The sequence below is a fragment of the Pseudomonas sp. CH235 genome (assembly GCF_004368175.1).
Classification (GTDB): domain Bacteria; phylum Pseudomonadota; class Gammaproteobacteria; order Pseudomonadales; family Pseudomonadaceae; genus Aquipseudomonas; species Aquipseudomonas paraglycinae.
In genome coordinates, this window is the sequence record NZ_RRZJ01000016.1 from 87,048 (window position 1) to 113,961 (window position 26,914).

The window sequence follows — 26,914 nt, forward strand, 5'->3', positions numbered from 1 at the left end:
GCCCCGATCCGGCCACTAGCGCCGGGCGTTCAGAGTGAAAGGGGTTGCGGTTGAACGAACAGACATTGTCCATGCGCCTGGAGCGGGTGGCGGCGCACGTGCCCGCCGGTGCGCGGCTGGCCGATATCGGCTCGGATCACGGCTACCTGCCGGTGGCCCTGATGCGCCGTGGCGCGATCGCGGCGGCGGTGGCGGGCGAGATGGCCGAGACGCCGTTCCGTTCGGCGCAACGTACCGTGCGCGACAACGATCTTGAGCAGCAGATCACCGTGCGCTTGGCCAATGGCTTGATGGCCGTCGAACCGGAAGACGGGATTACGGCAATTACCGTGTGCGGCATGGGCGGCGAAACCATCCGCGACATCCTCGAAGCCGGCAAGGCGCGCCTGAGCGGCCGCGAGCGCCTGATCCTGCAACCCAACGGCGGCGAACAACCGCTGCGGCAATGGCTGATGGACAACGGGTACCGCATCCTTTGCGAAGAAATCCTGCGGGAGAACCGTTTCGACTACGAAATCATCGTGGCCGAGCGGGGCGAGCCGGTGAGGTATACCGCCGAGGAATTGTTCTTCGGGCCATTGCAATTGCAGGCGCGCAGTCCGGCGTTTGTCAGCAAGTGGCAGCACCGGCTGCGGCACAAGCAGCAGACGCTGGCTCACTTTGGACGGGCTCGGCATGCCGTTTGTGAACACAAGGTGCAGGAGCTGACGCAGCAGGTGCGCTGGATTACTGACGTGCTGGGGTGAAGCAGGCCCAACGCTGATATCATCCAACAACTTTCAAGCAGGCCAAAACACCATGAACCGTCAGAAAAAACTGCAACAGCTCTTCAAGGAAAAATCCAGAAAGGCCAACGCCAAACTGGCACCCAAGAGCAACAAACCGAAGTACATCAGCAAGGCGGATCGCTTGAAGCTGGAGGCTGAAGCGGCGCCGGAGTCGACTGACACCACTGAGGCCTGATCAGGCAGGCGCGCAGCAGTACAGACCCCATAGGTTTTTCATCAGGTACTCGGCGGCTTCGCCAGCTCAATCCCCGCCGCCCCCAGCCGCTTGAGAATCTCGAACAACAAATCACTCTTGGTCGTCCCGACAATCCTCGGGCTCGCCACATACCCGGTCACGGTCAACGTAATCCCGTCCGGCGTCAGCTTGCTGAAGCGCACGAACGGTGCCGGTTTTTCGAGGATGGTTTCGTGTTCCTTGTAGGTGTCGAACAGCAGGTTCTGCACCTGTTCGGGGTCGATATCCAGCGGGAACATCAGCTCCAGCGTCGCTACGCCCTGGGCGCTGCCGCCGAGGGTGACGTTGCGCAGGTTCTGCGAGATCAACTGCGAGTTGGGCACGATCACGATCGAGCGGTCACTGAGCTGGATTTCGGTGGCGCGCACGTTGATCCGGCGGATGTCGCCCTCGACGCCGCTGATGCTGATCAGGTCGCCGACCTTGACCGGGCGTTCTGTGAGCAGGATCAGCCCCGAGACGAAGTTCTTCACGATCTCCTGCAAGCCGAAGCCGATGCCCACCGACAGGGCGCTGACGATCCACGCCAGGTTGGTCCATTGCACGCCCAGCGATGACAGGGTCAGCAGGATCACCACCGCATAACCGATGTTGGAAAACAGCGTGCTGAGCGAGGCGCACATGCCCGGGTCCATGTCGGTCTTGGGCAGGAACTCGTTGTCGAGCCAGCGGCGCAGGGCGCGGATCAGGTAGATGCCGATCAGCAGCGCGAGCATCGCGTTGAGCAAATGGCCGGGGACGATGTTCAGTTTGCGCAGGCCGGCACCGCCGAGGATCGTGCCGATGTTGTTGGCCAGTTGGCCGAGTGTGGTGCCGATCCCGCCGACGAACAGAGTGATCACCGCCAGCAGCAACAGCGCAGCCCGACCGAAACCGGCCAGCAGGGTCGAGGCCTGTTCGAGGCGCCGGTCGCCGACCCCCAGCAGCTGTTTCAGCGCCTTGCCGCTGGAGTGGCGGGGCGAGAAGAAGTATTCGCAGCTGTCGCTGAGCAGTTGCATCAGCAGATAAAACCCGGAAAACACGATAAACGCCCACACCAGTTCGTAGGTGATGAACCGCGCGAGCGACACATAACCCGTCAGCAGGGCGCCGAACGACAGCACCATCGCCAGGGTGGCAACGGTGTAAACCACCCCGGCGAAGGTGTTGCCCGCCACTTGGGTGTCACCGGCTGCGGCCAGTGTTTTGCGCAACCTGCCGACGCGCATCAGCAGCGTGGTGACGATACCCAGCACCGCCAGCGCAATGATGCCTCTGCCTGCGAGCACGATCTGACTGCTCATGCCGGCGGCATTGCTGACTTGCACCGCCGTCACCAGCACCAGCAGCGTCGCGGCGAGGATCCGTGCGTAGGGATGCAGCGCGAGCGCCACCGGGTCAGCCACCGCCGGCAGTCGCCAGGACGGGTGCTCGGTCGAGAGCAACGCGCGGCTGAGTCCCGTGATCAGCACGCAGGCATAAACCACTTTCCCGAACTCCTCGGAAAATGTCGCCAGCATCGGCGGCAACGGCACATGGCGGGTGCAGGCGTAATAGAGCAGTTGCAGGGCGATGGCGGTGGTCGCTAGTGTCGCCAGCGCCGAGGCGAACGCCAGCGAACTGCGGCGCAGTCGACCCTCCGGCATGCGGTGAATGCACACCCACGCCAGCCAGCGGTCGGCCAGTCGCCGACCCAGCGTCCAGACGACGAAGGCCAGCACCACCAGCAGGGCGGTGTAAAGTCGCTGACCCGGTTGCCAGGCTTCGGCGCCGGTCTGTTGCACCTGATCGACGAAAGAGCGCAGACGCTGGCGGTCATCCGCCGACGGATTGACAAGGGGAGCCCAGAAGCCGGGATTCAGAATGCTGTGGGTGCTGAGCGTCAGCTCGCTTTCGAGCAACGTGCGGCGGATACCGGCGATCTGGGTGATCAGCTCCGTGGCGTTTTGCTTGAGGGTGGCGAGGTTCTTCAACGCCGTATCGACTTTGGTTTTCTGCTCGATCAACGTCGCCCGTTGCGCGGCGATATCGGCTTGTTCAGCGGCGACCGCTTCGGCCGGCGCGGCCCCGAGCACGCCCAGTTGCACGGTCAGTTGCGCCTGCTGCGGCAACAGCGAGGCCGATAGCCGATCGATGTCCAGAATGAACGTCTGCACCCGGTCCTGCGGGCCTTCGAGCTGGTTGTAATTGTTGGCGGACGAGATCTGCTGCTTGAGGCCGTCGAGGCGTAGTTGCAAGGCCTGCAGATCGCTTTGCGTGACGCCGGGGAGCGGGGCGCCGGTGCTGACATCCGGTGTGCCGGACACATCGGCGGCCGATACCGCCGCCAACCCCGAACCAAGCAGGATCAGAGCGATGAACATCAATGACTTCAATGCATTACGCATGGGACTGGGCGATTCCGGTTGATCACACAAGCATTGAGGTTAGGTGATAGGGCGCCTGCTGCATCATTTTTTGCTGCTAATCCTGGCTTAATGCGTGTCCGGTGAGATCGCTGGGCAGCCGATTGTAGGCGCCCGTTTTCACGACTAGACTCCCGGCCATGAAACGCTATCTGCGGTTTTGTCTCGTTTTCCTGATCAGCCTGGCGCTTCCCCTCAGCGGGATGGCGGGCGTGCAGGCACCGACAGAACCGTGCCCGATGCAAACAATGGGCATGGCGATGATGGACGGCATGAACATGGATTGCTGCAAGGACATGAAGAGTCCTGCCGACCATGGCTCCCCCTGCAAACCCGGCCAGGAGTGCAAGACCGGCGGCCTGCTGCAAGTCGCGATCCTCAAGCCGCCCGTTACCGTATTCAGCCCTGTCACGCATTCGTTCTTCACTGATTCCCTGCCGCTAGCGGCCCCGTCCGGGGTCTGGCGACCGCCCCGCACCTGATTCCTGTCTCCCCTTGAAGCTCATTCCGCCCAGGCGGAGTGATTTGGCTGTGCGCGTGTTTTTCGCCGCGCGCAGTGAACGATCACAGGAATCGTAAACATGACATTCAAGTGCAATTGCACGGGTTGGCCTCTGGTGGCCGGCCTTGCGGCAAGCGTGCTCGCGTGGCCGGGTTTCGCCGCCGCGCTGACACTCGATCAAGCGCTGCGGCTGGCCGAAAACAATGCGCCGTCGCTGACCGCACAAGATCAGAAAATCCAGGCCGCCAGCAGCGCGGCCATTCCGGCGGGTGAGTTGCCCGATCCCAAGTTGTTGCTCGGTTTGCAGAACTACCCCGTGGGCGGCCCGGATCGCTGGAGCGTCGATCAGGACTTCATGACCATGCAGATGGTCGGTTACCGGCAGGAGATGCCCAACGCAGACAAACGCAAGGCGCGCATCGAAGTTGCCGACGCCGCTATTGAGCGCGCGGCGGCCGAGCGCCGTGTCGAGCGTTTGAAGGTGCGTCAGGCGACGGCGCTGGCGTGGATCAGCGGCTATTCGGTCGAGCGCAAAGAAGCGTTGTTCCAGGACTTGTTCAAGGAAAACCGTCTGCTGAGCGAGACCGTCCGGGCGCAGATCGCCGGTGGCCGCGCGCAACCTGCCGACGCGGTAACGCCTAAGCAGGAGGCGGCCCGACTCGCCGAGCAACAGGACAACCTGACCCTCGAGCGCACCCAGGCCCGAGCCGCGCTCAAACGCTGGATCGGCACCGCCGCCAACGACAAGCCCGAGGGCGGTTTGCCCGTGTGGCCGGTCGATGCCTCGACCTTCAATCATCAACTGCAACACCATCCCGAACTGGCTGCTTTCGCGCCCATGACCCGCGAAGCCCAGGCCAGGGTGCAAGAGGCGGTGTCCGAGAAAAAATCCGACTGGAGCTGGGAGGTGGATTACCAGCATCGGGGCCGCGAGTTTGGCGACATGGTCAGCGTGCAGTTTTCCTGGGATCTGCCGCTGTTTCCCGAGACGCGGCAGAACCCGAAAATCGCCGCCAGACAGGCCGAGGTCAGCCAACTGCAAGCCGAGCGCGAGGCCCTGTCCCGCGAGCACACCGAACAACTGGAAAACCAGTTGGCCGATTACCAGCGCCTCGATCGGGCCGTACGCCGCACCGAAGAAAGCCTGGTGCCGCTGGCCAGAGAGAAAGTCGATCTGAGCCTGGCCAGTTATCGCGCCGGCCAGGGCGATTTGAACGCGGTGGTCAACGCCCGCCGCGAACTCATCGAGGCCCGCCTCAAACAGATCGACATGGAAGAACAACGCGCGCTGACCGCTGCGCGTCTGCATTTCGCTTATGGGGAGACCAGCCTGTGAACCGTAAACAATGGAACGGCGTGTGGCTGGCCGGCCTCGCGCTGGCGGTGGGCGTGGGTGGCGGTTACGGATTGGCTTATCAGCGAATGAAGGGCGTGCCGGCTTCAGCCCCAGCCCCAGCGCCGAGCACCGAGCCCAAGGCCTTGTATTGGTACGACCCGATGTACCCGCAGCAAAAGTTCGACAAACCGGGCAAGTCACCCTTCATGGAAATGCAACTGGTGCCCCGATACGCCAGCGGCGGGGAGGGCAGTGCGACCGTCAGCATTGATCCGGGGCTGAGTCAGAACCTCGGTCTGCGTGTAGCGCCGGTCAGTCGCGGCGCCTTCACCTCAAACCTCGATGTGAGCGGTGTGCTGGGGTTCAACGAGCGCGATGTCGCGGTGATCCAGGCGCGCACCAATGGGTTTGTCGAGCGAGTCTACGCCCGAGCGCCGGGGGATGTGCTGACGGCTGGCGCGGCGTTGGCCGATATCCTCGTGCCGGAATGGACGGCGGCCCAGAGCGAGTTTCTGGCGCTCAGACGCAGCGGCGATGCCGACCTGATCGCGGCGGCGCGCCAGCGCTTGCGGCTGACCGGGATGCCGTCGAGCCTGATTGCTCAAGTGGAGCGCAGCGGCAAGGTGCAGTCCGAACTGACGGTCACCAGCCCTTTGGGCGGTGTGCTGCAAGCACTCGATGTGCGGGCGGGCATGACCGTGGCGAGCGGTGAAACCCTGGCGCGGGTCAACGGGCTGAACAGTGTCTGGCTCGCTGTGGCGGTGCCGGAATCGCAGACCGGTTCGGTTGCCGTGGGGCAGGCCGTCGAAGTGCGCCTGCCGGCCTTTCCCGGCAGAGTTTTCAACGGAGTGGTCAGCGTGATTCTGCCGGACACCAACGCAGACAGCCGCACCCTGCGCGTCCGGGTCGAGCTGGCCAATGCCGATGGCCACTTGCGGCCGGGGATGACGGCGCAAGTGCGGCTGAGTCGATCAACCGGGCAGAGTCAATTGTGGGTGCCGAGTGAAGCCGTCATCCGCACCGGCAAGCGGACTTTGGTCATGCTCGCCGAAGACGCGGGGCACTATCGCCCGGTGGAGGTTCGGCTCGGCCAGGAAAGCGCCGGCAGAACGGTGATCCTCGACGGCTTGGCAGAAGGGCAGAACGTCGTGACGTCCGGCCAGTTCCTGCTCGATTCCGAGGCCAGCCTCAAGGGCATCGTCGCCGAGCCGCTTGAAACGAGCGGGAACGTTTCGGGGAGTCAGCCATGATCGCCGCGCTGATTCGCTGGTCCGTCGCCAATCGTTTTCTGGTGCTGCTGACAACGCTGTTCGTCACGGGCTGGGGCGTGTGGTCGGTGCAGAGCACGCCGATCGATGCGCTGCCGGATCTGTCGGATGTGCAGGTGATCATCCGCACGCCGTATCCCGGACAGGCGCCGCAGATTGTCGAAAATCAGGTGACCTATCCGCTGACCACCACCATGCTCTCGGTGCCGGGGGCGAAAACCGTGCGCGGTTATTCGTTCTTCGGTGACAGCTTCGTGTACGTGCTGTTCGAGGACGGTACCGATCAATACTGGGCGCGCTCGCGGGTGCTGGAGTACCTGAGCCAGATCCAGAGTCGATTGCCGGTCAGCGCCAAACCGGCGCTGGGTCCGGATGCGACCGGCGTTGGCTGGATCTATCAGTACGCTCTGGTGGATCGCAGCGGCGGGCATGATCTGGCGCAGCTTCGGGCGTTGCAGGACTGGTTTCTCAAGTTCGAGCTCAAGACCCTGCCTAACGTCGCCGAGGTCGCCACCGTCGGCGGCATGGTCAAGCAGTATCAGGTGCAGCCCGATCCGGTGCGGCTGGCCAGCCTCGGCATCACCCTGGCGCAGGTGCGCGAAGCCATCGGCAAGGCCAATCAGGAAACCGGCGGCGCGGTGCTGGAAATGGCCGAAACCGAGTTCATCGTACGGGCATCGGGCTACCTGAGAACCCTTGATGACTTTCGGGCGATCCCGTTAAAACTCGGTGCTGGCGGGGTGCCGGTAACTCTCGGCGATGTCGCAACGGTTCAGACCGGGCCGGATATGCGCCGGGGCATCACCGAGCTGGACGGCCAGGGCGAAACCGTCGGCGGCGTGGTAATCCTGCGCAGCGGCAAGAACGCCCGCGAGACCATTGCGGCGGTCGCGGCCAAACTCGATGACATGAAAAGCAGCCTGCCGCCCGGCGTGGAGATCGTCACCACCTACGATCGCAGCAAGCTGATCGATCGCGCCGTGGAAAACCTCAGCCACAAACTGCTCGAAGAGTTCATCGTCGTCGCGCTGGTGTGCGGGATCTTCCTCTGGCATTTGCGCTCTTCGCTGGTGGCGATCATTTCGTTGCCGGTGGGCGTGCTGATCGCCTTCATCGTGATGCGTTATCAGGGCTTGAACGCCAACATCATGTCGTTGGGCGGGATCGCCATCGCCATTGGTGCGATGGTCGATGCGGCGGTGGTGATGATCGAGAACGCCCACAAGAAAATCGAAGCGTGGCACGCGGCCAATCCGGGGCAGGCGCTCAAGGGCGAGCGTCATTGGCAAGTGATGACCGACGCGGCGGTGGAGGTGGGGCCGGCGCTGTTTTTCTGTTTGCTGATCATCACGCTGTCGTTCATTCCGGTGTTTACCTTGCAGGCCCAGGAAGGGCGGCTGTTCGGTCCGCTGGCGTTCACCAAGACCTACGCCATGGCAGCAGCTGCGGGATTGTCGGTGACGCTGGTGCCGGTGCTGATGGGCTACTGGATTCGCGGGCGGATTCCGGATGAACGCCACAATCCGCTCAACCGCTGGTTAATCCGGATCTATCAGCCGGCGCTGGATGCGGTGTTGCGGCGGCCGAAACTCTCTCTGCTGGTGGCATTGCTGGTATTCGTCAGCGCGGCCTGGCCGATTTCGCGGCTTGGTGGCGAATTCCTCCCACCGCTGGACGAGGGCGATCTGCTGTATATGCCTTCGGCCTTGCCGGGTTTGTCGGCGCAAAAAGCCGCGCAACTGTTGCAGCAGACCGACCGTCTGATCAAAACCGTGCCCGAAGTCGAGCACGTGTTCGGCAAGGCTGGCCGCGCGGAAACCGCCACCGACCCGGCACCGCTGGAAATGTTCGAAACCACGATCCAGTTCAAGCCCCACGATCAATGGCGCCCAGGCATGACCCCGGAAAAACTCGTGGAAGAACTGGATCGCGTGGTGCGCGTGCCGGGCCTGACCAACATCTGGATTCCACCGATCCGCAACCGCATCGACATGCTCGCCACCGGGATCAAAAGCCCGATCGGCGTGAAGGTCGCCGGCAACGACCTGGCCCAGATCGACGCCGCAACCCAGGCCGTCGAGCGGGTGGCCAAAAGTGTGCCCGGTGTCAGTTCGGCACTGGCCGAGCGCCTGACCGGTGGGCGCTACATCGACGTGGATATCGACCGCAACGCCGCCGGCCGCTACGGGCTGAACATCAGCGATGTGCAATCCATCGTTGCCGGTGCCATTGGCGGGGAAAACGTCGGGGAAACCATCGAAGGGCTGGCGCGGTTTCCGATCAACATCCGTTATCCACGAGAGTGGCGTGATTCGCCCGGCGCCCTGGAGCAATTGCCGATCTACACGCCTTCCGGCAGCCAGATCACCCTCGGCATGCTGGCGAAGATCAAGGTCACGGACGGCCCACCGATGCTCAAGAGCGAGAATGCCCGGCCGTCCGGTTGGGTGTACATCGACGTGCGCGGGCGGGACATCGCTTCGGTGGTGGCCGATCTGCGTCGCGCCGTCAATGAACAGGTGAAATTGCAGCCCGGTATGAGCCTGAGCTATTCGGGGCAGTTCGAGTTTCTGGAGCGGGCCAATGCGCGGCTGAAACTGGTAGTGCCTGCCACGCTGCTGATCATCTTCGTGCTGCTCTACCTGACGTTTGCTCGCTTCGATGAGGCGCTACTGATCATGGCCACATTGCCGTTCGCATTGAGCGGCGGTGCGTGGTTCCTGTATTTGCTGGGCTACAACTTGTCGGTCGCCACCGGTGTGGGCTTCATTGCGCTGGCCGGGGTTTCGGCCGAGTTCGGCGTGATCATGCTGCTCTACCTGAAAAACGCCTGGGCCGAGCGCGAAGGCCTCGGCGACCACTCTGAACGTGGACTGGTCGCGGCGATTCGCGAAGGCGCTGTGCAACGCGTGCGCCCCAAGGCGATGACCGTGGCCGTGATCATCGCCGGCCTGTTGCCGATTCTGCTGGGCAGCGGCACCGGCAGCGAAGTCATGAGCCGCATTGCCGCGCCCATGGTCGGCGGCATGGTCACGGCGCCGCTGTTGTCCCTGTTTGTCATACCGGCGGCGTATCGCCTGATGCGCCGTCGACGGTTGCCCGCTGAAAACAAGTCACCTCAAAGCGCCGATGCTTCCATCCAGCCGTAACCCGGCGACGAAAAAAAACCGGTGCGAACGTTCGCACCGGTTTTTTATTGTGAGGTCTGGTCATCAGATCGACCGCTGATTGACCCGCTGCATCAACTCTTCTGCCGACTCCTTGCGCTCGGAATAACGATCCACCAGGTCCGGGCGATCACGCAGCAACAGCGTGAACTTCACCAACTCTTCCATCACGTCTACCACCCGGTCGTACAGCGCCGAGGGTTTCATGCGGTTGCCTTCGTCGAATTCCAGATAGGCCTTGGGCACCGACGACTGATTGGGGATGGTGAACATGCGCATCCAGCGGCCCAGCACGCGCAGTTGATTGACCACGTTGAACGATTGCGAACCGCCGCAGACCTGCATTACCGCGAGGGTTTTACCCTGGGTCGGGCGGACCGCGCCGAGGGCCAGCGGCACCCAGTCGATCTGCGCCTTGAACACCGCCGACATCGCGCCGTGGCGTTCGGGCGAGCACCAGACCTGGCCTTCGGACCATTGCATCAGTTCGAGCAGTTCCTGGACTTTCGGGTGATCGCCGGGGGCATCATCCGGCAGTGGCAGGCCTGAAGGGTTGAAGATCCGCGTCTCGGCTCCGAAGTGCTCCAGCAGGCGGGCAGCTTCTTCTACCAGCAAGCGGCTGAAGGAGCGCGGGCGGGTCGAACCGTACAGCAAAAGGATGCGCGGCTTGTGGGCGCCTTCGTCATGCGTGGTTGTTTGAACCAGTGAAGGATCGAGGTTGGGCAGGTCGGTCATGTCGGCTCCGGTTACAGCGTGCTGACGCGGTCGAGCTCGCGCTTGAGGGCATCACGGTCAAGTTCGGCGAAGGGCAGGGCGAGGAAGGCTCGGCAGCGGGTTTCGATTCGGGCGAGAGTGGCGCGGAAAGCGGCGTCGATGGTTTCTTCATCACCGCGCACATCCGAAGGATCCTCCAGCCCCCAATGGGCTTTTAGGGCCGGGCCGAAGTACACCGGGCAGGCTTCACCGGCGGCCTTGTCGCACACGGTGATGACGATGTCCGGCGGGTTGTCCTCGAAGGCCTCGTTGCCCTTGCTGCTCAACCCGGCGATGGAAATGCCGGCCGCCTGCAACGTGGTCAGGCTGCGTGGCAGCACCTGGCCCTTGGGGAAGCTGCCGGCGCTGACTGCTTCGAAACCGGCCGGCGCCAAGTGATTGAACATCGCCTCCGAGAGAATGCTGCGGCAGCTGTTGGCGGTGCACATGAATAGAACGCGCATGATGATTCCTCTTTCCAGACAGGCGTTAAACGCTCAGGCGCAGGGCCAGGGCAGACAAGGTGATGAACAGAATCGGCAGGGTCAGCACCACGCCGGTCTTGAAGTAATAACCCCAGGTGATGCGGATTCCTTTGCGCTCCAGCACGTGCAGCCAGAGCAGCGTCGCCAGACTGCCGATGGGGGTGATTTTCGGGCCCAGGTCGGAGCCGATGACGTTGGCGTAGATCATCGCCTCGCGTATCACGCCGACGGCATCACTGGCCTGGATCGACAACGCGCCCACCAACACCGTTGGCATGTTATTCATCGCGGACGACAGCAGGGCGGTCAGAAATCCCGTACCCAGCGCCGCGCCCCAGAGCCCGGTGTTGGCCAGATAATTCAGTGCCATCGCCAGATAATCCGTCAGCCCGGCGTTCTTCAGTCCGTACACCACCAGGTACATGCCGAGCGAGAAAATCACGATCTGCCAAGGGGCTTCGCGCAGTACGCGCCGGGTCGAAATCACATGACCCCGCGCCGCCACCGCGAACAGCAGCGTGGCGCAAACTGCAGCAATTGCACTGATGGGAATGCCCAGCGGTTCCAGGGCGAACAGACCGATCAGGAGCAACCCCAACACGATCCAGCCGACCCGGAAAGTCAGCCCGTCGCGGGTGGCCAGTCGTGGATCCTGCAAGTCATCCAGTGAGTAATGTGTGGGTATGTCACGCCGGAAAAACCAGTACAGCACCCCCAGAGTGGAGGCCACGGCAACCACGTTGACCGGCACCATCACCGAGGCGTATTCGCTGAAGCCCAGGCCGAAATAATCGGCGGAAACGATGTTGACCAGGTTGGACACCACCAGCGGCAGGCTCGCGGTATCGGCGATGAAACCGGCCGCCATGACGAACGCCAAAGTGGAAGCAGCCGAGAAGCGCAGGGCGAGCAGTATCGAAATCACAATCGGCGTCAGGATCAGCGCCGCGCCATCGTTGGCAAACAGCGCAGAAACGGCCGCGCCCAGCAACACCGTAAAGGCGAACAGACGCCGGCCATCGCCCTTTGCCCAACGGGCGACGTGCAACGCGGACCACTGGAAAAAACCGGCTTCATCGAGCAACAGGCTAATGATGATGACGGCAATGAACGTCGCGGTCGCGTTCCAGACAATGCCCCACACCGTGGGAATATCGCCCAGGGTCACAACCCCGCTGAGCAGCGCCAGCACCGCGCCGAGCGTCGCACTCCAGCCGACACCCAGCCCCTTCGGCTGCCAGATGACCAGCACAATCGTGAACAGAAAAATGGCAAAAGCAAAAAACATGGGAATCCCGAAAGCCTGAGGCTTAGCAGCAAGCGGAGGTGTTGAGCGGGCGATCGCCCATGACCGCCAGCCGCGCGCTGTTTTCTTCCAGCCAGGCGGTGTTGGCGGCGAGCGTGGTTTCAAGCAGCGTGCGAATCCATGCCGGCAGATCAGGGTTGAGCCGGTAATAAACCCACTGGCCCTGACGACGATCCAGCAACAGACCGCAGGTGCGCAGTTGCGCGAGATGGCGGGAGATTTTCGGCTGACTGTCGTCCAGCGCGCAGACCAGTTCGCAGACACACAACTCACCTTCACGGGTGATCAGCAGCGTGGCCCGGGCGCGGGTTTCGTCGGCGAGGCATTTGAAAACGGAGGCGGGGTTGAGCATGACGATGCCTTCAGAACATATGGTTGTCCGAATATACGGATATCCATATGTGATGGGCAAGTCTTGAGTTTGATGAAGTGGCAGCTCTCGACCGAAGGTGTGTTTAGCGCAGGCGCCTCAACGCTTGCCGAACGCCAGCCGCGCGGCGAACAGCACGAAAATCATCCCGGTGGTGCGATCCATCCAGCGAATCACCTTTTCCCGCCGCAGAAAACCGGACAACGGCTGCGTCGCGCCAATCAACACCAGCGACCAGATCAGCCCGAGCACCACATGAATGCTCACCAGCCCGAATGTCCACGGCACCAGCGGCTGACCTTGCGGAATGAACTGCGGCAGAAACGACACGTAGAAAATCCCGATCTTCGGATTCAGCACATTCCCCAGCATGCCCTTGAAAAACCAGTTCGCCCCCGGCTTGCCGTCGGCCTCGGCCGGTGCCAGCGAACGGCGAGGGCGCAGCAGCATGTTCAACCCCAGCCACGCCAGATATGCCGCGCCGCAATACTTCAACAGGTTGTAGGCCAGCTCCGACACCGCAATCAACGCCCCCAACCCAAACGCCACCGCCGCACCCCACAACAGACAACCAGCATTGATCCCCAACGCCGCACGCAACGCCTGCTGCTTGCCTTCGACGGTGGCGGTGCGCAGCACCAGCGCGGTGTCGAGACCGGGCGTCAGGGTCAGTAGCGTGGCAGCGAAAGTGAAGGCGAGGAGGTTGTCGGCGATGGACATGGCGCGTGGGTTCCCTGTTCTGGATTGGGAACGGTAGCGGTTTCAGGCAGGGGGATCCAGCAGGGAAATCAGGCGCGGTTCGATGCGGTCGGGTTGTATCTCGAGGATCGCCAGCGTGACCGGCAACTTGAAACGCCGAGGGCCGGCGCTGCCGGGGTTCACGTAGAGACGGTCACCGCGCCATTCGATGCGGGGTTTGTGGGAATGGCCGGTGATGATGAGCCTGATGCCCGGATCGAGATCAGCGGGGACATCGGCGATGTCGTGGACGAGGAGGGTAGACCAGCCATAGAGGGTGAAGGTCAAAAGGTCGGGGAGGTTTTCGGCCCATTGGCTGTTGAGGTCGTTGTTGCCGCGCACGGCGTGAACGGGGGCGATTTTGGCCAGTTGGGCGAGGATTTCCGGGTTGCCGATGTCGCCGGCGTGGATGATCTGGTCACAGCCCTGGAGCGCGGCGAGGGCTTCGGGGCGGAGGAGGTTGTGGGTGTCGGAGATCAGGGCGGTTTTCATGGATATCTCCGTTGATGTTTTGAAAGACGAATTGCTGGTTCGGTTATATATGAAGCCATTTAACGGTATCAAATAATTTGAACCGCTTCAGGACGCTCTCGCCTAATGATCAGCTTGTGGAAAAATTCATAGGCAATGTGCCAATACCGGCACTTCGAGAGGTGGTCGACGTGGCTAAAGAAGAGAAGAAAAATAAAGGTGAGTCCTCGAAAAATGCCAAGGAATTGAAAGACAAAAAATCGTCCCCGACGAAAAAGTCAGCGGCAGCCTCGGCGCTTGCCAAATCGTCCGAAAAGAAAGACAAGAAGAAAGATGCCGAACCAAAAAAATCTGACAAGAAAGCTGATGGTAAATCAACCAAAGCTAAGAAATCAGACAAAGCAGAAAAACCGGCGAACAAGAAAAAGTGATATCAGCTAGGGCTACTGGCCCTAGCGTCCTCCACCTGTATTTCCAATCATTATTACCTCTCGCAGCCGTTGCCGTGTATTGGTTCACTTCCGCTATTTGCAAGAACCTCAACCCCTGCTCATGCAGAGTGCATGCTTATATTTGGCCATCATATTGCGCAAGTCGTTGATGTTTAATGCCATTTAAAAGCTGAGGTGCTGGCACAAAATATGCGAGATCTATCTGGAATAACGCAAGAATTGCCGAGCTGGATCGGCTAACAATAATCCGTGATAGAGGCCTCAAATGAACGCCATCGACCTTCTGAAAACTGACCACGAAAAAGTTAAAGGCATTCTGAATCAACTCAGTGAATCCACCGATCGCGCATTAAAAAAGCGGGCGGAGTTGCTGGACAAGCTTGAACTGGAAATTACCATTCATACCCAGCTCGAGGAGCAGATTCTGTATCCGGCTTTCAAGGAAGCAGGCGGTAAGGAACAGGATGAGATGTACTACGAGGCGAAAGAAGAACATCGCACAGTAGATTCACTGGTATTGCCAGACCTGAAGTCCACCGATCCTTCTACACCCGAGTTCGCCGGGCGCGTGAAGGTGGTCAAGGAGCTTCTGGAACACCATATCGAGGAAGAGGAAACCGAGATGTTTCCCCAGGCCAAAAAGCTGCTGGGCAATGCCAAGCTCGAGGAGTTGGGCAAGGAAATGGAAGTGATGAAGGCTTCACTGAAGAAAAGCCTCAGCGGGTCGAATATGGCGGCCTGAACAAATAGATAGACGGACCTGCGGCGCAATCAAAAGCCCGGCTTAATGCCGGGCTTTTCATTTGGCTACGCCTGGCACATCCATGTTTATCTTGCGCCAACACGCTTCAGAGAAACTGTAAACCGAGAAGGCAATCAGCCCCAGGGCCATCACCATCAAGACAAGCCATCCAGCGGGTAGATTCTGGAGTGCGTCCAGCGCTTCCTTCATGCCGGGTGGATCCATGGCTTGATAAGCGGAACCGCTCACTGCCAGCAGCAAAGCAATTTCCATAAACACGACTCCGCGGGCGATCAGGCCGAATTGTGACACCGGACGAACGTAACGCATGACTTCGTCGTCGGCCTCAAAATACTTTTCGAACGAAGCCTTCCATCCCTTGATGATGTGAGCAACTCCAACGCCCAGTGGTATGAGCGCGATCAGATACAACAATAAATTCGAGTGTTCCCACGACAGAAGATGCGCCAGCCAATCTTTGGTTTGCTCTCCTGAATGGCTCGAGTTTCGGGTGCCGCTGACGAGCAGGCCCAACGCGAAAAACGCTAGAGCACCGTTGACCAAGCCTCCTGCAAACAGGCCTGCACGAATCACCAGACCCTTGAATTGCGTGCCGTGATGATCGACATCGCGTACGGCTTGAAGGACACGCCAGGCCGAAAATGCAAGCAGACCCGCGACCACAAGTCCCACCAGAAAATAGCCGAACGGTTGGCTCAGCAAGGCCTCCAGGCTCTTGTGACTGTCCTTCGGTTTTGTCGAGTCATGGGCTGCCATCAAGGCAAATATACCGATGATCAAATAGAGCATCCCGCGGGAGGCGTATCCACCCCGAGCGAGTATTACCAGGTTGCGCTGCGCGGACATTGGATTTACTTCCGAGAGGTCATAAAAGAGCAGACCCTCCTTTCTGGAGGGGGTTCTATTACAAGTCGTAGATGATCGCGCCAACTGTGGACCCAAGGGCGATGTGAGCTGTTGTTGCGGGCTGGACGATCCTGACCCATCATTTGGGTTTCAGCGGTTATCGCTGTCGTGTATTGGATGTCGAATTGAAGGTATTGGGTGGCGATGTGGAAGGCGTAGTGTTGGGCGAGAAGATTCAGCGTGAAGCAGATCGACTGCTGGCGCAGATTGTCCGGGCAGATTCGATGATCATTGCTGTCAAGGCAGGGGCGCGGGCGGATGGATTCGTGCTGGGACTGGAAACCGGCGGAGCTTTGCGTGCCGGCGATGCCGAACGGCTGTACATCATTTTTGAAGCCGCACTGGTCGAGCGTCTGAAGTCCTTGTCGCGAGGCTGATCAGATCACGTGACTGGATCGAAATTCATGAACAGTCATCTGCTTGAACTATAAGCTGACCACTCAGTCAGGATAGGTGCCGATTACCATTCTGAGGGTGTCATCCATGCGCAATTACACGATCACGTACCTGTTCAACGACCAGCCCCGTACCCATCAGCTCGAACTGAAGCAGCCTGGATTGCCCATTCAGGACGCGGCCATGCACTTGTTGCAGTTACATTTCGGGGATGGCGAGAACAGCCTGATCATGCCTGACGCAGACTCGACACCTGAGGAGATTATCGAGCAGGCGAGTCTGGTCGGAATCACTCGAATCGAAGTGGTGGATGCCCAAGGCGAGTAGGGTGATCCGCTCCGACTGAGCCAACGTTCATTTCAAAGCCACTGCTCTTGATAATGGTTTCGAAGCACGTGGTTCAGGGTATTGCTGCGGGACGGCCATTGTTGCAACCTCATCGTTCATTTTCAGTATGGGACGAGGGCATGGACTGGAGTGACATGCGGGTCTTCCTGGCGATTGCCCGCAGTGGCTCGCTCGGTGGTGCCGCCAGGCAGTTGGGGGTCAGTCACCCGACCGTCGGGCGGCGCCTGCAGGTGCTTGAACATACCAGCGGGCAAACCTTTTTCCTGCGGACGGCTCAAGGGCTGGTGCTCACGGATGTTGGTGAGAGGATTCTCAGTCTGGCGCAGGACATGGAACACAGCGCCTTGGCTATCGAGCGTCGTTTGGCAGGACATGGCGATCAGCCGGAAGGCCTGTTGCGCATATCCTCGGCCGACTGGTTCGCCTGCCATGTGTTGGCGCCGGTGCTGAGCGAACTGGTGCAACGGTATCCGTTGATCGTTCCCGAAGTCATCGCCGGGCATCGTCTGTTCGACCTCGCTCGCCGGGATGCCGACATCGCCTTCCGGATCGTGCCTTTCACCGAACCCGACATCGTCCACCGCAAGCTGACAACCCTGACTTACGGACTCTACGCCGCTTTGCATGCTCCGGCGCCGCAGCCGGACGGTGAAGGCCTGGGGCTGATCCTCATGAACGTTGCCCAGGCTCATTACCCCGACGTGCATTGGTTGCAGCAGCGGTATCCGCGGGCCCGCACAGTGTTCACCAGCAGCAGCCGTACAGTTCAGGCGCAAATGTGCGCGAAGGGGCTTGGTGTTGCCGTATTGCCCCGCGTCCTCGGCGACTCCATATCAGGACTGCGCCTGCTGGATGAGGATGAGCCGCCACCAGGGCGGGACATCTGGATGGGTTATCACCAGGACATGCGTCAGATGGACCGGCTGCGTGCGCTGGCCGACCTCGCTTCCAGCATGATCGGCGCGGGGTAGCCCCCTCAGGTCAAACGGACAGCCGATACCTCCGGTACATGCACTGGCTGGCGCGCTAACGTCAGGCTTATCGCTGCTCCCACGGCCAGACAGACGGCGATGCACAGTACCGCGATAGTGAACGCGTAAGCGATGCTGACTGCCGTAGCCGGTTCTCCCAGCAAGGTATAAAAGACACCGCCAATCAGCGCGACGCTCAGCGATGTGCTGATTTGCAGCGTTGCGCTGGTGATGCCTGCGATCATTCCGGCATACGCCGGCGCGACCCGCCCCGTGACCATGCGCATCAACGTCGGCAGGCCCAGGCCTTGTCCCAGACCGATCAGGAACAGGATGATCGTGAGTGATGTGAAGGGCGGGGCGAGGGTGGTCGGTGTCACTGACACGAGCCAGCCCAGCCATAGCAGTCCGAAAACCTCCAGTCCCATGCCTATGGGATTCACGTAGCCCCCGAGGATGCGTCTGAGTAGAGGGACCGACAGGGGGCCGAGCAGAAACCCAGCGCCGAACGGCAGGAAAATCAGCCCGGCATGCAGCGCGGTCATATGCAGCGCGCCTTGCAGGTAAATCGAAAACATCAGAAAAAACACACCGATTGAATAGAAGCAAAGCGCGACCAGTAGCGCTCGCCCCAGGCCCGGTGCTTTCAGTACGGCCGGTGCGAGGATGGGGGTCCCACCAGTTCGGTGCAAGCGGTTCTCGTAGCGCCAGAACAATACCGCCAGCACAGGGCTGGCGGCCAGTGAAAGCCATGCCCACAACGGCCATCCCGCCTCGCGACCTTCAATCAAAGGCACGACCAGAGCGGTCAGGGTCAGCATCGAAAATGCTGTGCCCACCAGATCCAGCTTGTTGGCATGCTGCGCACGGGTTTCTTTCAGCACAGGGATGCCGAACGCAATCACCAGCAATGCAATCGGTAGATTAACGAGAAAAATCGCCCGCCACCCCATGCCCAAAACGTCGATTTCAATCAAAAAGCCGCCCAGTGCCTGACCGATCACGGATGCCAGCCCAAACACGGCTCCGTACAGGCTCAATGCCAATGGTCTTTCCGACGCCGGAAAAATCGCCTGCACCGATGCGAGCGCCTGAGGAGCCATTACGGCGGCGGTCACCCCCTGCAAGGCTCGGCCGAGGATGAGGATCCACGGCGAACCTGCCACGCCACACATCAGTGACGCGGCGGCAAAACCCAGCAGGCCAAGGAAGAACATCCGCCCGCGACCGTACAGGTCGCCGAGTCGCCCGCCGGTAATCAGCGTCACGGCATAGAGCGTCGCGTAGGAAGAAATCACCAACTGCTCGGCAGAGGAACCTGTCCCCAAGTCGTCCTGTATCGAGGGCAGCGCGACGTTGACGATAAAAAAATCCAGGGGCGGTAGAAACGCACCGACGAGCAAGATGGCAAACATCAACCAGCGCCGGGGTTCGGACACTTCGATTTCGATTCGAGACATGACAGGCATCCTGTAGGGAAACTCAGGTGTGACGACAAGTGAAAGGCAAGGCTTCGCGCCCGCTCGGACCAAGTCATGGGTTCCAATTTAGGGAATCACTCCTGCGTTTTCGCCTTACAAAACTGCACGATCAATGTTCATTCCTGTCAGTGCCGCTCTGCTCCGATGACGCTCACCATGAGCAAGGTCGTTTCAGACGACCCCTTTATCAACGACCGAGGAGTCAGACATGTCAGGAAAATTCAGCGATCAGGTTGCCGTAGTGACCGGCGGTTCCACGGGGATCGGATTTTCCATTGCGCAAGCCTTGATCGCCGAGGGCGCCAAACGCGTTTACATCACTGGACGGGCAGCGGTAATGCTGGAGGCGGCGGTTGCCAGACTCGGCGACAAAGCTTTCGCGGTGGTTTCCGACGTCTCGCGCCAAGCCGATCTCGACGCGCTCAAAGCGACAATCCAGGCGCGGGACGACCGGCTTGACGCGGTCTTCGCGAATGCCGGGATCTGTGAGAAAAATCCCCTCGGAGAGACCAGCGAGGCTGCTTACTACGCCATGTTCGACGTGAACGTGAAAGGCGTTTTTTTCAGCGTTCAAACACTTCTTCCCTTGATGAAAGACAATTCGTCCATCGTCTTGACCGCCTCGATCTGCTCCAGCAATGGTATGGAGGGATTGAGTCTGTACAACGCGTCGAAGGCGGCGGTGCGATCATTTGCACGCACGTGGGCCAACGAACTCAAGGACCGCAAAATCCGCGCAAATGTGTTGAGCCCTGGCTTCACACGCACGCCGCTGATGGACAACGGGCTGAAAATGAGCGAGAGCGACATCGCTGCACTACGCCAATACGTCGAGCAAATCACGCCACTGGGCTACATGGCACAACCTGAAGAAATCGCCAGCGCGGCACTGTTTTTGGCCTCGGTCGACGCCAGATATGTGAACGGTGTGGAGCTGATGGTCGACGGTGGCTTGTCGCAAATCTGAAGTCTCTGTCGCTGCGAACGGCCTGTTCCACGACATAAAAAGAGGGCGGACACTGGAGATTGGACCTGGTCACAATCGGCAACGTTTGCTCTGGCCGATAGCTGCCATCCACCATGGCAGCTTCGGTCAACACTCATTCCTCAGCCGGCCGACTCTGGCGTAGTCGTAGGCAATGACGCAAGGCGTTGTAGCCTTGAGGAAGTAACGCAGAGTGTCTTTAAACAGCGAAAGCCGAAACCCTTAAACAACCTCCGATGGTTCCTTCAATAACCGTCGTATTGGATCTTTCCCTGGCGTTCTGCTGCCCTGAACTGGCTCCGGCCAGGCGTTCACGCAGGATGCCGAACCCGGCTGGCATCTCTGGAGGGCGGGCACCCGAACTGGCGACTGTATTCCCGGCTGAATTGCGACGGGCTTTCGTAGCCCACTCGATAACAGGCGCTCGCCACATCCAGCCCTTCGCCGAGCAACAGGCGGCGGGCTTCCTGCAGGCGCAGTTGTTTCTGATACTGCAGCGGACTCATGGCTGTCACCGCCTTGAAGCGATGATGCAATGTGGAGTTGCCCAAATTGGCGACCCGGGCGAGTTCTTCGATGCGCAAGGGTTGGGTGTAGTGGTTGTTCAACCAGTCGATTGCCCGTGTTACTCGCCGTGTTTGCGAGTCGCCGAGGGCAAGCTCATACAGACGACGGCCGTGCACACCCCGCAGGAGGCGGTAATACAACTCGCGAAGGGCGAGCGGTGCCAGCATGCCGATGTCTTTCGGTGTTTCCAGCAGCCGGACCAGCCGCAGCATGGTTTCCAGCAGGGGTACATCGACTTTCTCAAGAAAAAGGCCAAGCTCCGGCTCGTCCGGGACGCCTGCCGGCGGAGCGTCGGCGATGACCTGAGCGATTTCCGTGGGCTCGAAATCAAACCGGATACACAGGTAGGGCGCCTCCGGGCTGGCCATCAGCACGCGACCGGACACCGGAAGGGTGACCGAAACCACCAGGTAGCTGAGGGGGTCGTAAAGGTACTGGTCGTCACCCAGGCCGATTTCCTTTTGTCCTTGCACGATCAGGCAAAGTGCCGGTTTGTGCACGGTATGGATCAGCTCCGAAGGTGCATCGAAACGGATGACATGCAGGGGCGCTATGGCGGTCTCATAGATCCCGGGTGTGGTAAAGCGTTGCGTCAGCAGGCGAACCAGTTCGTCACGGTAGACGGCTGTGTTTTGAAGGATGAAAGCATCGCTCTGTTCCATTTCAAGGCTCTCACAAGTGTTGATGAACGTCTGCCTGAAGCTTTTCAGGCAGACGATATTCGCCCGACATCATCAAAGTACTCATTGCCGATACAGGATCATTCCGGCGTGATACAGCACGTCGTCATGAAAGTGGCCGTCAGCGGCGAAGCCGGTGTCGTCCCAGTACTGGATGTAATCACCGACCAGTTCATAGCGGCCCTGATAGGCGCTCTTGTTTTTACCACGGGCCTCGTCGTAACGACCAGTCGTCAGAAGCTCATGACGGATGAATCCATCCGCGGTGACCCACATGCCTGCGTAACGATGGTCCTGAGTGGTTTTTTTGGCATCTTTCATCACTTTTCTCCTCGGATGTTCAGACTGAGCCGATACGGCCCAAAGCCGTGCGATCAGAGCCGTTTTCGGCAACGCGAAAACCCGGAGTGCGATCACTGCCACCTTCAGTGACGCGCATGCCTGGCGTGCGGTCCGAACCATCAGCGGCAACGCGGAACCCCGGAGTGCGGTCACTGCCACCTTCACTCACGCGCATGCCTGGAGTTCGATCAGCACCGTCAGCTGCCAGGTACAGGCTGGTCGAGGAAAGGTTGATCGCGCAGGCCACCATCGCGCCGATCACCAGTGAAAGGGAAAGCCGTTTTGCGTTTTTCATTGTTCAGTCCTCATTGACGTTGTTCATCTGAGCGGCCTGCCGTGGCCTGTGTGTGCATCCGTTGCGTGCTTTCAGATTACGTAGCCGAGCGCAGCGGTGTTAGGACGAAACTGCCGCAGATTTGCCTGATCCTCTCGGGCTGGTCGGGCACGTCGTGCGGCGCGTTTTTGCTGCGGCTCAGCCGGCCGTGACCGTCATGCCGCCGTCGGCCATGACCACCGAACCGACCATGAAACTGGCCCGATCCGAGGCGATGAACGCGACCACTTCGGCGATTTCTTCCGGTTGGGCGGCGCGGCCGATCGGTGCCGCTTCGCCATGTTGGGCGAGAAAGGCAGGGCCGTCGTCGACCACATTGTTGAGGATGTTGGTCACCACATCGCCGACACCGACAGCATTGACGCGGATGCCGTGGCCAATGACCTCAAGCGCCAGGGTGCGCGTCAGTTGGGCCAGCGCGCCTTTGGAGGCGGTGTAGGCGGCAATGGTGGGGAAGGCGAAATAGGAGGCGTAGGACGCGATGTTGACGATCGATCCGGACTTGTTGGGCATCATCGCTTTGACCGCCTCCCGGCTATGCAAAAAGGCCGCCGTGGCGTTGACCGCCTGAATGCGTTCCCAGTCTTCGCGGGTCATGTCGATGACCAGTTTATTGATGATGATGCCGGCGTTGTTGACCAGAATGTCCAGCCGCCCGAATTGCTCGACGGCCAGGGCGACCGCGCGCTCGGCTGCTCCGTCCTGAGTGATGTCGGCCACCAGGGGGACCAGGCCGGGGCGGGCCAGTGCTTCCACCTCAGGGTTTATATCTTCAGCAATGACCTGGGCGCCGCGGGCATGCAGCAGCAGTGCGATGGCCTTGCCGATGCCACTGGCCGCGCCAGTGACCAGTGCGACTTTACCGGCCACTTCGTTTGGGGTGCTGTTCTTGAAGTCGGTCATGATGTTCTCCAGCGTTTTTGATCGAGTAGGGATAAGCCGTGTTGGCGCCTGCGAGGCGCTGTCATCGGCGACGGGCCTACTGTCTCGCAGCGGAGTGAGGTCGGCTTTCGTGAGATTGCCCACGCTGTCGGGGTTTTGCGCTGAATGTCAGTGAGGGAGGTTCGGTGCTCGATTCAACCCACGGGAAAAGCCCGATATCATCGAGCCGGTCTGCGTGACACGGCGTGCGGGCAAGCATCCGAGACCTGTCTGGCTTCGCACAGCCGAATCTGAAAAGGACGAGTTCATGGCAAATACCGGGCGTACCTCCCAGGACGCGCTGTCGACATCCTCTCGAGACTTGCGCATCAACGGCGAGTCGATGGGTGAGTTCCTGCCAGGCGAACCGCAGGCGTTACCCTCGCGCCCGGAAATCACCGACGTGGTGATTCAGCTGTTTACCCATCGCAGCGTTACTGAGCCGATTCTCATGCCAGCAGTGGTGGAACCGCTGCTCGTTCTGGTTCTGGCCGGGGCGGCGACGGTAGAGGAGCGCGCATTGGGTGGCGAGTGGGAAGCTGCAGATGTCAGTGCCGGCGATTTTTTCCTCACCAGTTCCGATGAGCCGTATGAAATGCGCTGGCAGACGCACGGAGGCGATACCTTCGAAGTCATGCATCTTTATCTGGGGCTGCCCTTGATCGAGCTAGCGTCTCGAGAGCTGTCGGGCCAGCACGCCGGGCCTGTGCGTTTGCGCGATGTTTCAGGGGCACGGGACGGGCGCGTCGCGTTTGTCATGGAGCAGTTGCGCACCGAATTGCTTCTGGAACGCACGCCCAGCGCGCTTTTCGCCCGCTCTCTGGCGCAGGCGCTGGCCGTGCATCTGGTGCGCAGCTATCTCGCTGAAAGCCAGCCCGGGCGTCGGGTCAACGCCCTGCAAGCCTACAAGCTGCGCAAAGTCACGGATGCCATGCGCGCGCAGCTGAGCGCTGAATTCAGCCTGGCAACACTGGCCAACCTTGCCGAGCTGAGCGAATACCACTTCAGCCGCCTGTTCAAACGTGCGACGGGGCTGTCGCCATCGCATTACTTCATCCGCTTGCGCATGGTTCGTGCGCGGCACCTGCTACTGGAAACCCGCCTTAGCATCATCGACGTCGGGCTGGAGGTCGGCTACTCAAGCCCCAGTCACTTCTCGCAGGTCTTTCGTCGTGAAGTGGGCGTAACGCCCAGCGAATTCCGTGGGGCCTGAGCGGCGCTTCATTACAAATTTGCAGGCGATGCACACAGACACGAATAGGCAAAAGTTGCGCAGGTTTCGGCACGCGTCGAACAGGTCTGCGCCCTTAATCTTTTCGACGTACCCCGCAGCAACGAACGCGTCTTCAGCGGTCGGTGCTGAACCTCAATGCAGACAGCAGGAGCTACGGATATGTCGAACATTCAAAACAAAGTCGTCCTGATTACCGGTGCAAGCAGCGGTATTGGCGAAGCAGCGGCCAGGTTGATCGCCGCCAAAGGCGCGCATGTGGTCCTCGGTGCCCGCCGTACCGAGCGTCTGGACAAACTGGTCAGCGAGATCCAGGCCGAAGGTGGCTCGGCAAGTGCCTGCGCACTGGACGTTACGGATCTGCAATCGATGCACGCCTTCGTGGCGTTCGCCAAGACGCAACATGGCAAGGTCGATGTGATCATCAATAACGCGGGCGTGATGCCGTTGTCTCCGCTGGCCTCGTTGAAGGTCGACGAGTGGAACCAGATGCTCGATGTCAACGTGCGTGGCGTATTGCACGGTATTGCCGCTGTCCTGCCGGACATGCAGGCGCAGGGTTTCGGTCAGGTCATCAATATCTCGTCGATTGGTGGCCTCGCGGTTTCTCCGACAGCTGCGGTGTACTGCGCGACCAAATTCGCGGTCAGGGCTATCTCGGATGGTCTGCGTCAGGAAACGGACAAGATCCGGGTCACCGTGGTGTGCCCGGGCGTCGTCGAGTCCGAATTGGCGGATACGATTTCGGATGATGTGGCCCGCGAGGAAATGAAAGCCTTCCGCCGTGTGGCGCTGAATGCAGACGCCATTGCGCGAGCGCTCGCCTATGCCATCGAACAGCCCGACGATGTCGATGTGAGTGAGATCGTGGTTCGTCCGACTGCCAGTCCGCACTGAGGGCTCCTGGGTGCAAGCAAAACCTGGTTCGGAGCAGCCGCTTATGAGCGGCTGCTCTCGTCAGGCATGGCAGATTAAGGCTGTGGATTCTCAGCCTCTATGGAGCAGCGCATCCACCACAACCCCAAACGCCGACGAATGCTCACGTCGATTCGGATAGTAAAGGTGGTAGCCCGCAAAGGGCTGACACCAATCCTCAAGCACCCGCACCAGACTGCCGTCAGCCAGTTCCTTGGCAACCCTGTCTTCCGGCAGAAACCCCAAACCGCATCCAGCCACCGCCGCCCGCAGGATCGGCACGCTGCTGTTGAACGTCCATTGCCCCTCGACCCGGGCCTTCAGTTCGTGCCCGTCTTTTTCAAAATCCCATTGCAGCAGGCTGCCGTGGGTGGGCAGGCGCAGATTGATGCAGTTGTGCGCGGCCAGATCGCCCGGCGTCATGGGAATCGGTCGGTTTTTGAAGTACTGGGGCGAGCCCACGACGGCGATGCGCAACGAAGGGCCGATAGGTACGGCGATCATGTCCTTGGCCACCTGTTCACCCAGACGAACACCGGCGTCATAGCGTTGCGCAACAATGTCGGTGAGGGCGTAGTCGACGGTAATTTCGACCTTGATGTCCGGGTAGTCGGGCAAAACCTTCGACAGCTTGGGCCAGAGGATATTGTTCGCCGCATGTTCGGATGCTGCGAAAATCGTCACTGCCGTAAGTGGTTTCGGCGGACACGGTGCCTGTGAGGAAACCCTTGCCCAGCGGACTGAACGGCACGAAGCCGATGCCCAGCTCCCAGAGCGTCGGCAGAATGTCCTGCTCGGGTTCGCGCCACCACAACGAATACTCGCTTTGCAGCGCCGTGACCGGTTGCACGGCATGGGCACGGCGGATGGTTTGCGCACCGGCCTCCGACAGACCGAAATGTTTGACTTTGCCTTCGCTGATCAGCGCTTTCACCACGCCAGCCACGTCCTCGATCGGCACGTCCGGGTCGACCCGGTGTTGGTAGAGCAAGTCGATGTAATCGGTCTTCAACCGGCGCAACGAACCCTCGACGGCGATCCGGATGTGCTCCGGGCGGCTGTTGAGAATCTGCTGTTTGTTGTCGTCGCCAAAGGTAAAACCGAACTTGGTGGCAATGACCACCTGATCGCGGACCGGCGCCAGCGCGTCGCCCACCACTTGGTCATTCAGGTAAGGGCCGTAGACCTCGGCGGTATCGAAGAACGTCACGCCTTGATCCACCGCTGAGCGGATCAGGGAAATGGCTTGTCGAGTATCGGTGGCGGTGCCATAGCCATGGCTAAGCCCCATGCAGCCAAAGCCAAGGGCCGAGACTTCGAGTGAACTGTTGCCGAGTGTTCGCTTATGCATTCTGATCTCCCGTGGTTTGGCGTTGGGAGAACAGTAAGCGAGCGCGGGAGAGGGGACTAGACGGGTAAATCGGCAAGGGTTTATGAGGTGATTTCATTAATCTCACCAGGGACGAAGTTTTTCCCGAGGCCGATCAGGGGCAGATAATGCGCATGCTGTCCAGGCAGGATATGAGCGAAAAAAGGGGCTGATCCATTGTCTGATATCAGCCCTCTATTTAGCCGTAAGATCGTGAGATTAGTTCTCTGAGGTGCAAGCATTCAATATTTGTGATTTTAGCTCGGGCGACATGTTTTTCTCAATGCGCTCCATTGCTTGTTTCTTGTTGAAGGTTTCGATTGTAGTTAATATATATTCGATTGTGGCAATTTTCTTTGCAGAATTCTCCATGGTGAATGAAGTCGTTTCCTGCCCGTGAAGAATCGGGTTTCGTTCATTGTAAAGCTCGTCGCAGAAATACGCTATAAA

General features: G+C 60.2%; 28 protein-coding genes and 2 pseudogenes. 14 read left to right on the forward strand and 16 right to left on the reverse strand.

Going from position 1 to position 26,914, the window contains the following annotated elements; genetic code table 11:
• Positions 1-50 precede the first annotated feature (50 nt).
• Together EIY71_RS17655 and EIY71_RS17660 are read left to right on the forward strand one after the other, a co-directional pair.
• A complete protein-coding gene (locus EIY71_RS17655; RefSeq protein ID WP_102686733.1) occupies positions 51-746 on the forward strand; it encodes a tRNA (adenine(22)-N(1))-methyltransferase TrmK in 696 nt (231 codons plus the stop codon).
• Positions 747-798: 52 nt separating this feature from the next.
• A complete protein-coding gene (locus EIY71_RS17660) occupies positions 799-963 on the forward strand; it encodes a DUF2986 domain-containing protein (RefSeq protein WP_102686734.1) in 165 nt (54 codons plus the stop codon).
• 41 nt (positions 964-1,004) lie between these two features.
• Here EIY71_RS17660 and EIY71_RS17665 read toward each other — a convergent pair whose 3' ends face one another.
• The gene (locus EIY71_RS17665; protein ID WP_102686735.1) at positions 1,005-3,389 is read right to left on the reverse strand and encodes a DUF3772 domain-containing protein; all 2,385 of its coding nucleotides are present in this window, start codon (positions 3,387-3,389) and stop codon (positions 1,005-1,007) included.
• A 158-nt stretch (positions 3,390-3,547) separates the two neighbouring features.
• Between EIY71_RS17665 and EIY71_RS17670 the strand changes: the two genes are divergently transcribed.
• The 4 genes from EIY71_RS17670 (at position 3,548) to EIY71_RS17685 (ending at position 9,662) form a co-directional block, all read left to right on the forward strand.
• Entirely contained in the window at positions 3,548-3,889 is a 342-nt protein-coding gene (locus EIY71_RS17670) for a hypothetical protein (protein ID WP_102686736.1), read from the forward strand.
• A 99-nt stretch (positions 3,890-3,988) separates the two neighbouring features.
• Positions 3,989-5,245 (forward strand): TolC family protein, encoded by a 1,257-nt coding sequence (locus EIY71_RS17675; RefSeq protein WP_102686737.1) that lies wholly within the window; start codon positions 3,989-3,991, stop codon positions 5,243-5,245.
• Positions 5,242-6,495: an efflux RND transporter periplasmic adaptor subunit gene (locus EIY71_RS17680; protein ID WP_134022534.1), complete on the forward strand. Its 1,254-nt coding sequence runs from the start codon at positions 5,242-5,244 to the stop codon at positions 6,493-6,495. Before EIY71_RS17675 ends, EIY71_RS17680 begins: the two co-directional genes overlap by 4 nt.
• Positions 6,492-9,662 carry an efflux RND transporter permease subunit gene (locus EIY71_RS17685; protein ID WP_134022536.1) on the forward strand — a complete coding sequence of 1,057 codons (3,171 nt, stop codon included), beginning with the start codon at positions 6,492-6,494 and terminating at the stop codon, positions 9,660-9,662. The genes EIY71_RS17680 and EIY71_RS17685 overlap by 4 nt, the downstream gene beginning before the upstream one ends.
• A 63-nt stretch (positions 9,663-9,725) precedes the next feature.
• Here the strand turns inward: EIY71_RS17685 and arsH are convergent, their stop codons facing one another.
• The 6 genes from arsH to EIY71_RS17715 form a co-directional block, all read right to left on the reverse strand.
• Positions 9,726-10,415, reverse strand: a complete 690-nt coding sequence (gene arsH / locus EIY71_RS17690) for an arsenical resistance protein ArsH (RefSeq protein WP_085604534.1) — start codon at positions 10,413-10,415, stop codon at positions 9,726-9,728.
• An 11-nt stretch (positions 10,416-10,426) separates the two neighbouring features.
• Complete coding sequence (locus EIY71_RS17695) at positions 10,427-10,897, reverse strand: arsenate reductase ArsC (protein WP_085747442.1); 471 nt, start codon at positions 10,895-10,897, stop codon at positions 10,427-10,429.
• Between the two features lie 25 nt (positions 10,898-10,922).
• The gene (locus EIY71_RS17700; protein ID WP_102686740.1) at positions 10,923-12,206 is read right to left on the reverse strand and encodes an arsenic transporter; all 1,284 of its coding nucleotides are present in this window, start codon (positions 12,204-12,206) and stop codon (positions 10,923-10,925) included.
• A 22-nt stretch (positions 12,207-12,228) separates the two neighbouring features.
• On the reverse strand, positions 12,229-12,576 hold the full coding sequence (locus EIY71_RS17705; RefSeq protein WP_085747440.1) for a metalloregulator ArsR/SmtB family transcription factor: 348 nt from the start codon (positions 12,574-12,576) through the stop codon (positions 12,229-12,231).
• Positions 12,577-12,693: 117 nt separating this feature from the next.
• A complete protein-coding gene (locus tag EIY71_RS17710) occupies positions 12,694-13,314 on the reverse strand; it encodes a LysE family translocator (RefSeq protein WP_102686741.1) in 621 nt (206 codons plus the stop codon).
• 42 nt (positions 13,315-13,356) lie between these two features.
• Positions 13,357-13,824, reverse strand: a complete 468-nt coding sequence (locus tag EIY71_RS17715; RefSeq protein WP_134022538.1) for a metallophosphoesterase family protein — start codon at positions 13,822-13,824, stop codon at positions 13,357-13,359.
• A gap of 170 nt (positions 13,825-13,994) precedes the next feature.
• Between EIY71_RS17715 and EIY71_RS17720 the strand changes: the two genes are divergently transcribed.
• Both EIY71_RS17720 and EIY71_RS17725 read left to right on the forward strand, forming a co-directional pair.
• Positions 13,995-14,234 carry a hypothetical protein gene (locus EIY71_RS17720; RefSeq protein ID WP_085747577.1) on the forward strand — a complete coding sequence of 80 codons (240 nt, stop codon included), beginning with the start codon at positions 13,995-13,997 and terminating at the stop codon, positions 14,232-14,234.
• 286 nt (positions 14,235-14,520) lie between these two features.
• The gene (locus EIY71_RS17725; protein ID WP_007955324.1) at positions 14,521-14,997 is read left to right on the forward strand and encodes a hemerythrin domain-containing protein; all 477 of its coding nucleotides are present in this window, start codon (positions 14,521-14,523) and stop codon (positions 14,995-14,997) included.
• A 57-nt stretch (positions 14,998-15,054) separates the two neighbouring features.
• Here EIY71_RS17725 and EIY71_RS17730 read toward each other — a convergent pair whose 3' ends face one another.
• Entirely contained in the window at positions 15,055-15,864 is an 810-nt protein-coding gene (locus tag EIY71_RS17730; RefSeq protein ID WP_134022540.1) for a DUF1206 domain-containing protein, read from the reverse strand.
• Between the two features lie 206 nt (positions 15,865-16,070).
• Between EIY71_RS17730 and EIY71_RS17735 the strand changes: the two genes are divergently transcribed.
• The 3 genes from EIY71_RS17735 (at position 16,071) to EIY71_RS17745 (ending at position 17,639) form a co-directional block, all read left to right on the forward strand.
• A complete protein-coding gene (locus EIY71_RS17735) occupies positions 16,071-16,301 on the forward strand; it encodes a hypothetical protein (protein WP_085747576.1) in 231 nt (76 codons plus the stop codon).
• A 106-nt stretch (positions 16,302-16,407) separates the two neighbouring features.
• Positions 16,408-16,647, forward strand: coding sequence for a hypothetical protein (locus tag EIY71_RS17740; RefSeq protein WP_102686744.1), 240 nt, complete (start codon positions 16,408-16,410; stop codon positions 16,645-16,647).
• 140 nt (positions 16,648-16,787) lie between these two features.
• A complete protein-coding gene (locus EIY71_RS17745) occupies positions 16,788-17,639 on the forward strand; it encodes a LysR family transcriptional regulator (RefSeq protein WP_102686745.1) in 852 nt (283 codons plus the stop codon).
• Positions 17,640-17,644: 5 nt separating this feature from the next.
• Here EIY71_RS17745 and EIY71_RS17750 read toward each other — a convergent pair whose 3' ends face one another.
• Positions 17,645-19,099, reverse strand: coding sequence for an MFS transporter (locus tag EIY71_RS17750; RefSeq protein WP_102718783.1), 1,455 nt, complete (start codon positions 19,097-19,099; stop codon positions 17,645-17,647).
• Positions 19,100-19,328: 229 nt separating this feature from the next.
• Here EIY71_RS17750 and EIY71_RS17755 point away from each other — a divergent pair, with 229 nt between their 5' ends.
• A complete protein-coding gene (locus tag EIY71_RS17755; RefSeq protein WP_102686746.1) occupies positions 19,329-20,087 on the forward strand; it encodes an SDR family NAD(P)-dependent oxidoreductase in 759 nt (252 codons plus the stop codon).
• A 329-nt stretch (positions 20,088-20,416) separates the two neighbouring features.
• On the opposite strand, the gene EIY71_RS17760 is transcribed toward EIY71_RS17755, so the two are convergent.
• From EIY71_RS17760 to EIY71_RS17775, 4 genes are all read right to left on the reverse strand, one after another.
• Positions 20,417-21,334: an AraC family transcriptional regulator gene (locus tag EIY71_RS17760; RefSeq protein ID WP_102718781.1), complete on the reverse strand. Its 918-nt coding sequence runs from the start codon at positions 21,332-21,334 to the stop codon at positions 20,417-20,419.
• 81 nt (positions 21,335-21,415) lie between these two features.
• The gene (locus EIY71_RS17765) at positions 21,416-21,673 is read right to left on the reverse strand and encodes an Atu4866 domain-containing protein (protein WP_134022542.1); all 258 of its coding nucleotides are present in this window, start codon (positions 21,671-21,673) and stop codon (positions 21,416-21,418) included.
• Between the two features lie 19 nt (positions 21,674-21,692).
• The gene (locus EIY71_RS17770) at positions 21,693-21,989 is read right to left on the reverse strand and encodes a hypothetical protein (RefSeq protein ID WP_085649060.1); all 297 of its coding nucleotides are present in this window, start codon (positions 21,987-21,989) and stop codon (positions 21,693-21,695) included.
• A 177-nt stretch (positions 21,990-22,166) separates the two neighbouring features.
• Positions 22,167-22,931 carry an SDR family NAD(P)-dependent oxidoreductase gene (locus EIY71_RS17775; protein WP_011333890.1) on the reverse strand — a complete coding sequence of 255 codons (765 nt, stop codon included), beginning with the start codon at positions 22,929-22,931 and terminating at the stop codon, positions 22,167-22,169.
• A 286-nt stretch (positions 22,932-23,217) separates the two neighbouring features.
• Between EIY71_RS17775 and EIY71_RS17780 the strand changes: the two genes are divergently transcribed.
• Both EIY71_RS17780 and EIY71_RS17785 read left to right on the forward strand, forming a co-directional pair.
• Complete coding sequence (locus EIY71_RS17780; RefSeq protein ID WP_134022544.1) at positions 23,218-24,162, forward strand: AraC family transcriptional regulator; 945 nt, start codon at positions 23,218-23,220, stop codon at positions 24,160-24,162.
• A 180-nt stretch (positions 24,163-24,342) separates the two neighbouring features.
• The gene (locus EIY71_RS17785) at positions 24,343-25,077 is read left to right on the forward strand and encodes an SDR family oxidoreductase (RefSeq protein ID WP_102686749.1); all 735 of its coding nucleotides are present in this window, start codon (positions 24,343-24,345) and stop codon (positions 25,075-25,077) included.
• A 90-nt stretch (positions 25,078-25,167) separates the two neighbouring features.
• Here EIY71_RS17785 and EIY71_RS17790 read toward each other — a convergent pair.
• The 3 genes and pseudogenes from EIY71_RS17790 to EIY71_RS28685 all read right to left on the reverse strand — a co-directional run.
• Positions 25,168-25,764, reverse strand: a pseudogene (locus EIY71_RS17790) (LysR substrate-binding domain-containing protein); the annotation flags it as partial.
• Positions 25,760-26,446, reverse strand: a pseudogene (locus EIY71_RS17795) (aldo/keto reductase); the annotation flags it as partial. The pseudogenes EIY71_RS17795 and EIY71_RS17790, both read right to left, overlap by 5 nt.
• Positions 26,447-26,683: 237 nt before the next feature.
• Positions 26,684-26,914, reverse strand: a 231-nt coding sequence (locus tag EIY71_RS28685; protein WP_218568798.1) for a hypothetical protein, incomplete at its 5' end; no start/stop codon positions are given.

Excerpts from the sequence above, each read along its gene's own strand:
- EIY71_RS17770 (WP_085649060.1), bottom strand. The coding sequence starts at position 21,989 with ATGAAAAACGCAAAACGGCTTTCCCTTTCACTGGTGATCGGCGCGATG.
- EIY71_RS17685 (WP_134022536.1), top strand. The coding sequence starts at position 6,492 with ATGATCGCCGCGCTGATTCGCTGGTCCGTCGCCAATCGTTTTCTGGTG.
- EIY71_RS17665 (WP_102686735.1), bottom strand. The coding sequence starts at position 3,389 with ATGCGTAATGCATTGAAGTCATTGATGTTCATCGCTCTGATCCTGCTT.
- EIY71_RS17740 (WP_102686744.1), top strand. The coding sequence starts at position 16,408 with ATGCGCAATTACACGATCACGTACCTGTTCAACGACCAGCCCCGTACC.
- EIY71_RS17700 (WP_102686740.1), bottom strand. The coding sequence starts at position 12,206 with ATGTTTTTTGCTTTTGCCATTTTTCTGTTCACGATTGTGCTGGTCATC.
- EIY71_RS17750 (WP_102718783.1), bottom strand. The coding sequence starts at position 19,099 with ATGTCTCGAATCGAAATCGAAGTGTCCGAACCCCGGCGCTGGTTGATG.
- EIY71_RS17775 (WP_011333890.1), bottom strand. The coding sequence starts at position 22,931 with ATGACCGACTTCAAGAACAGCACCCCAAACGAAGTGGCCGGTAAAGTC.
- EIY71_RS17780 (WP_134022544.1), top strand. The coding sequence starts at position 23,218 with ATGGCAAATACCGGGCGTACCTCCCAGGACGCGCTGTCGACATCCTCT.
- EIY71_RS17705 (WP_085747440.1), bottom strand. The coding sequence starts at position 12,576 with ATGCTCAACCCCGCCTCCGTTTTCAAATGCCTCGCCGACGAAACCCGC.
- EIY71_RS17755 (WP_102686746.1), top strand. The coding sequence starts at position 19,329 with ATGTCAGGAAAATTCAGCGATCAGGTTGCCGTAGTGACCGGCGGTTCC.
- EIY71_RS17660 (WP_102686734.1), top strand. The coding sequence starts at position 799 with ATGAACCGTCAGAAAAAACTGCAACAGCTCTTCAAGGAAAAATCCAGA.
- EIY71_RS17730 (WP_134022540.1), bottom strand. The coding sequence starts at position 15,864 with ATGTCCGCGCAGCGCAACCTGGTAATACTCGCTCGGGGTGGATACGCC.
- EIY71_RS17670 (WP_102686736.1), top strand. The coding sequence starts at position 3,548 with ATGAAACGCTATCTGCGGTTTTGTCTCGTTTTCCTGATCAGCCTGGCG.
- EIY71_RS17710 (WP_102686741.1), bottom strand. The coding sequence starts at position 13,314 with ATGTCCATCGCCGACAACCTCCTCGCCTTCACTTTCGCTGCCACGCTA.
- EIY71_RS17785 (WP_102686749.1), top strand. The coding sequence starts at position 24,343 with ATGTCGAACATTCAAAACAAAGTCGTCCTGATTACCGGTGCAAGCAGC.
- EIY71_RS17715 (WP_134022538.1), bottom strand. The coding sequence starts at position 13,824 with ATGAAAACCGCCCTGATCTCCGACACCCACAACCTCCTCCGCCCCGAA.
- EIY71_RS17725 (WP_007955324.1), top strand. The coding sequence starts at position 14,521 with ATGAACGCCATCGACCTTCTGAAAACTGACCACGAAAAAGTTAAAGGC.
- EIY71_RS17765 (WP_134022542.1), bottom strand. The coding sequence starts at position 21,673 with ATGAAAGATGCCAAAAAAACCACTCAGGACCATCGTTACGCAGGCATG.
- EIY71_RS17745 (WP_102686745.1), top strand. The coding sequence starts at position 16,788 with ATGGACTGGAGTGACATGCGGGTCTTCCTGGCGATTGCCCGCAGTGGC.
- EIY71_RS17695 (WP_085747442.1), bottom strand. The coding sequence starts at position 10,897 with ATGCGCGTTCTATTCATGTGCACCGCCAACAGCTGCCGCAGCATTCTC.
- EIY71_RS17760 (WP_102718781.1), bottom strand. The coding sequence starts at position 21,334 with ATGGAACAGAGCGATGCTTTCATCCTTCAAAACACAGCCGTCTACCGT.
- EIY71_RS17675 (WP_102686737.1), top strand. The coding sequence starts at position 3,989 with ATGACATTCAAGTGCAATTGCACGGGTTGGCCTCTGGTGGCCGGCCTT.
- arsH (WP_085604534.1), bottom strand. The coding sequence starts at position 10,415 with ATGACCGACCTGCCCAACCTCGATCCTTCACTGGTTCAAACAACCACG.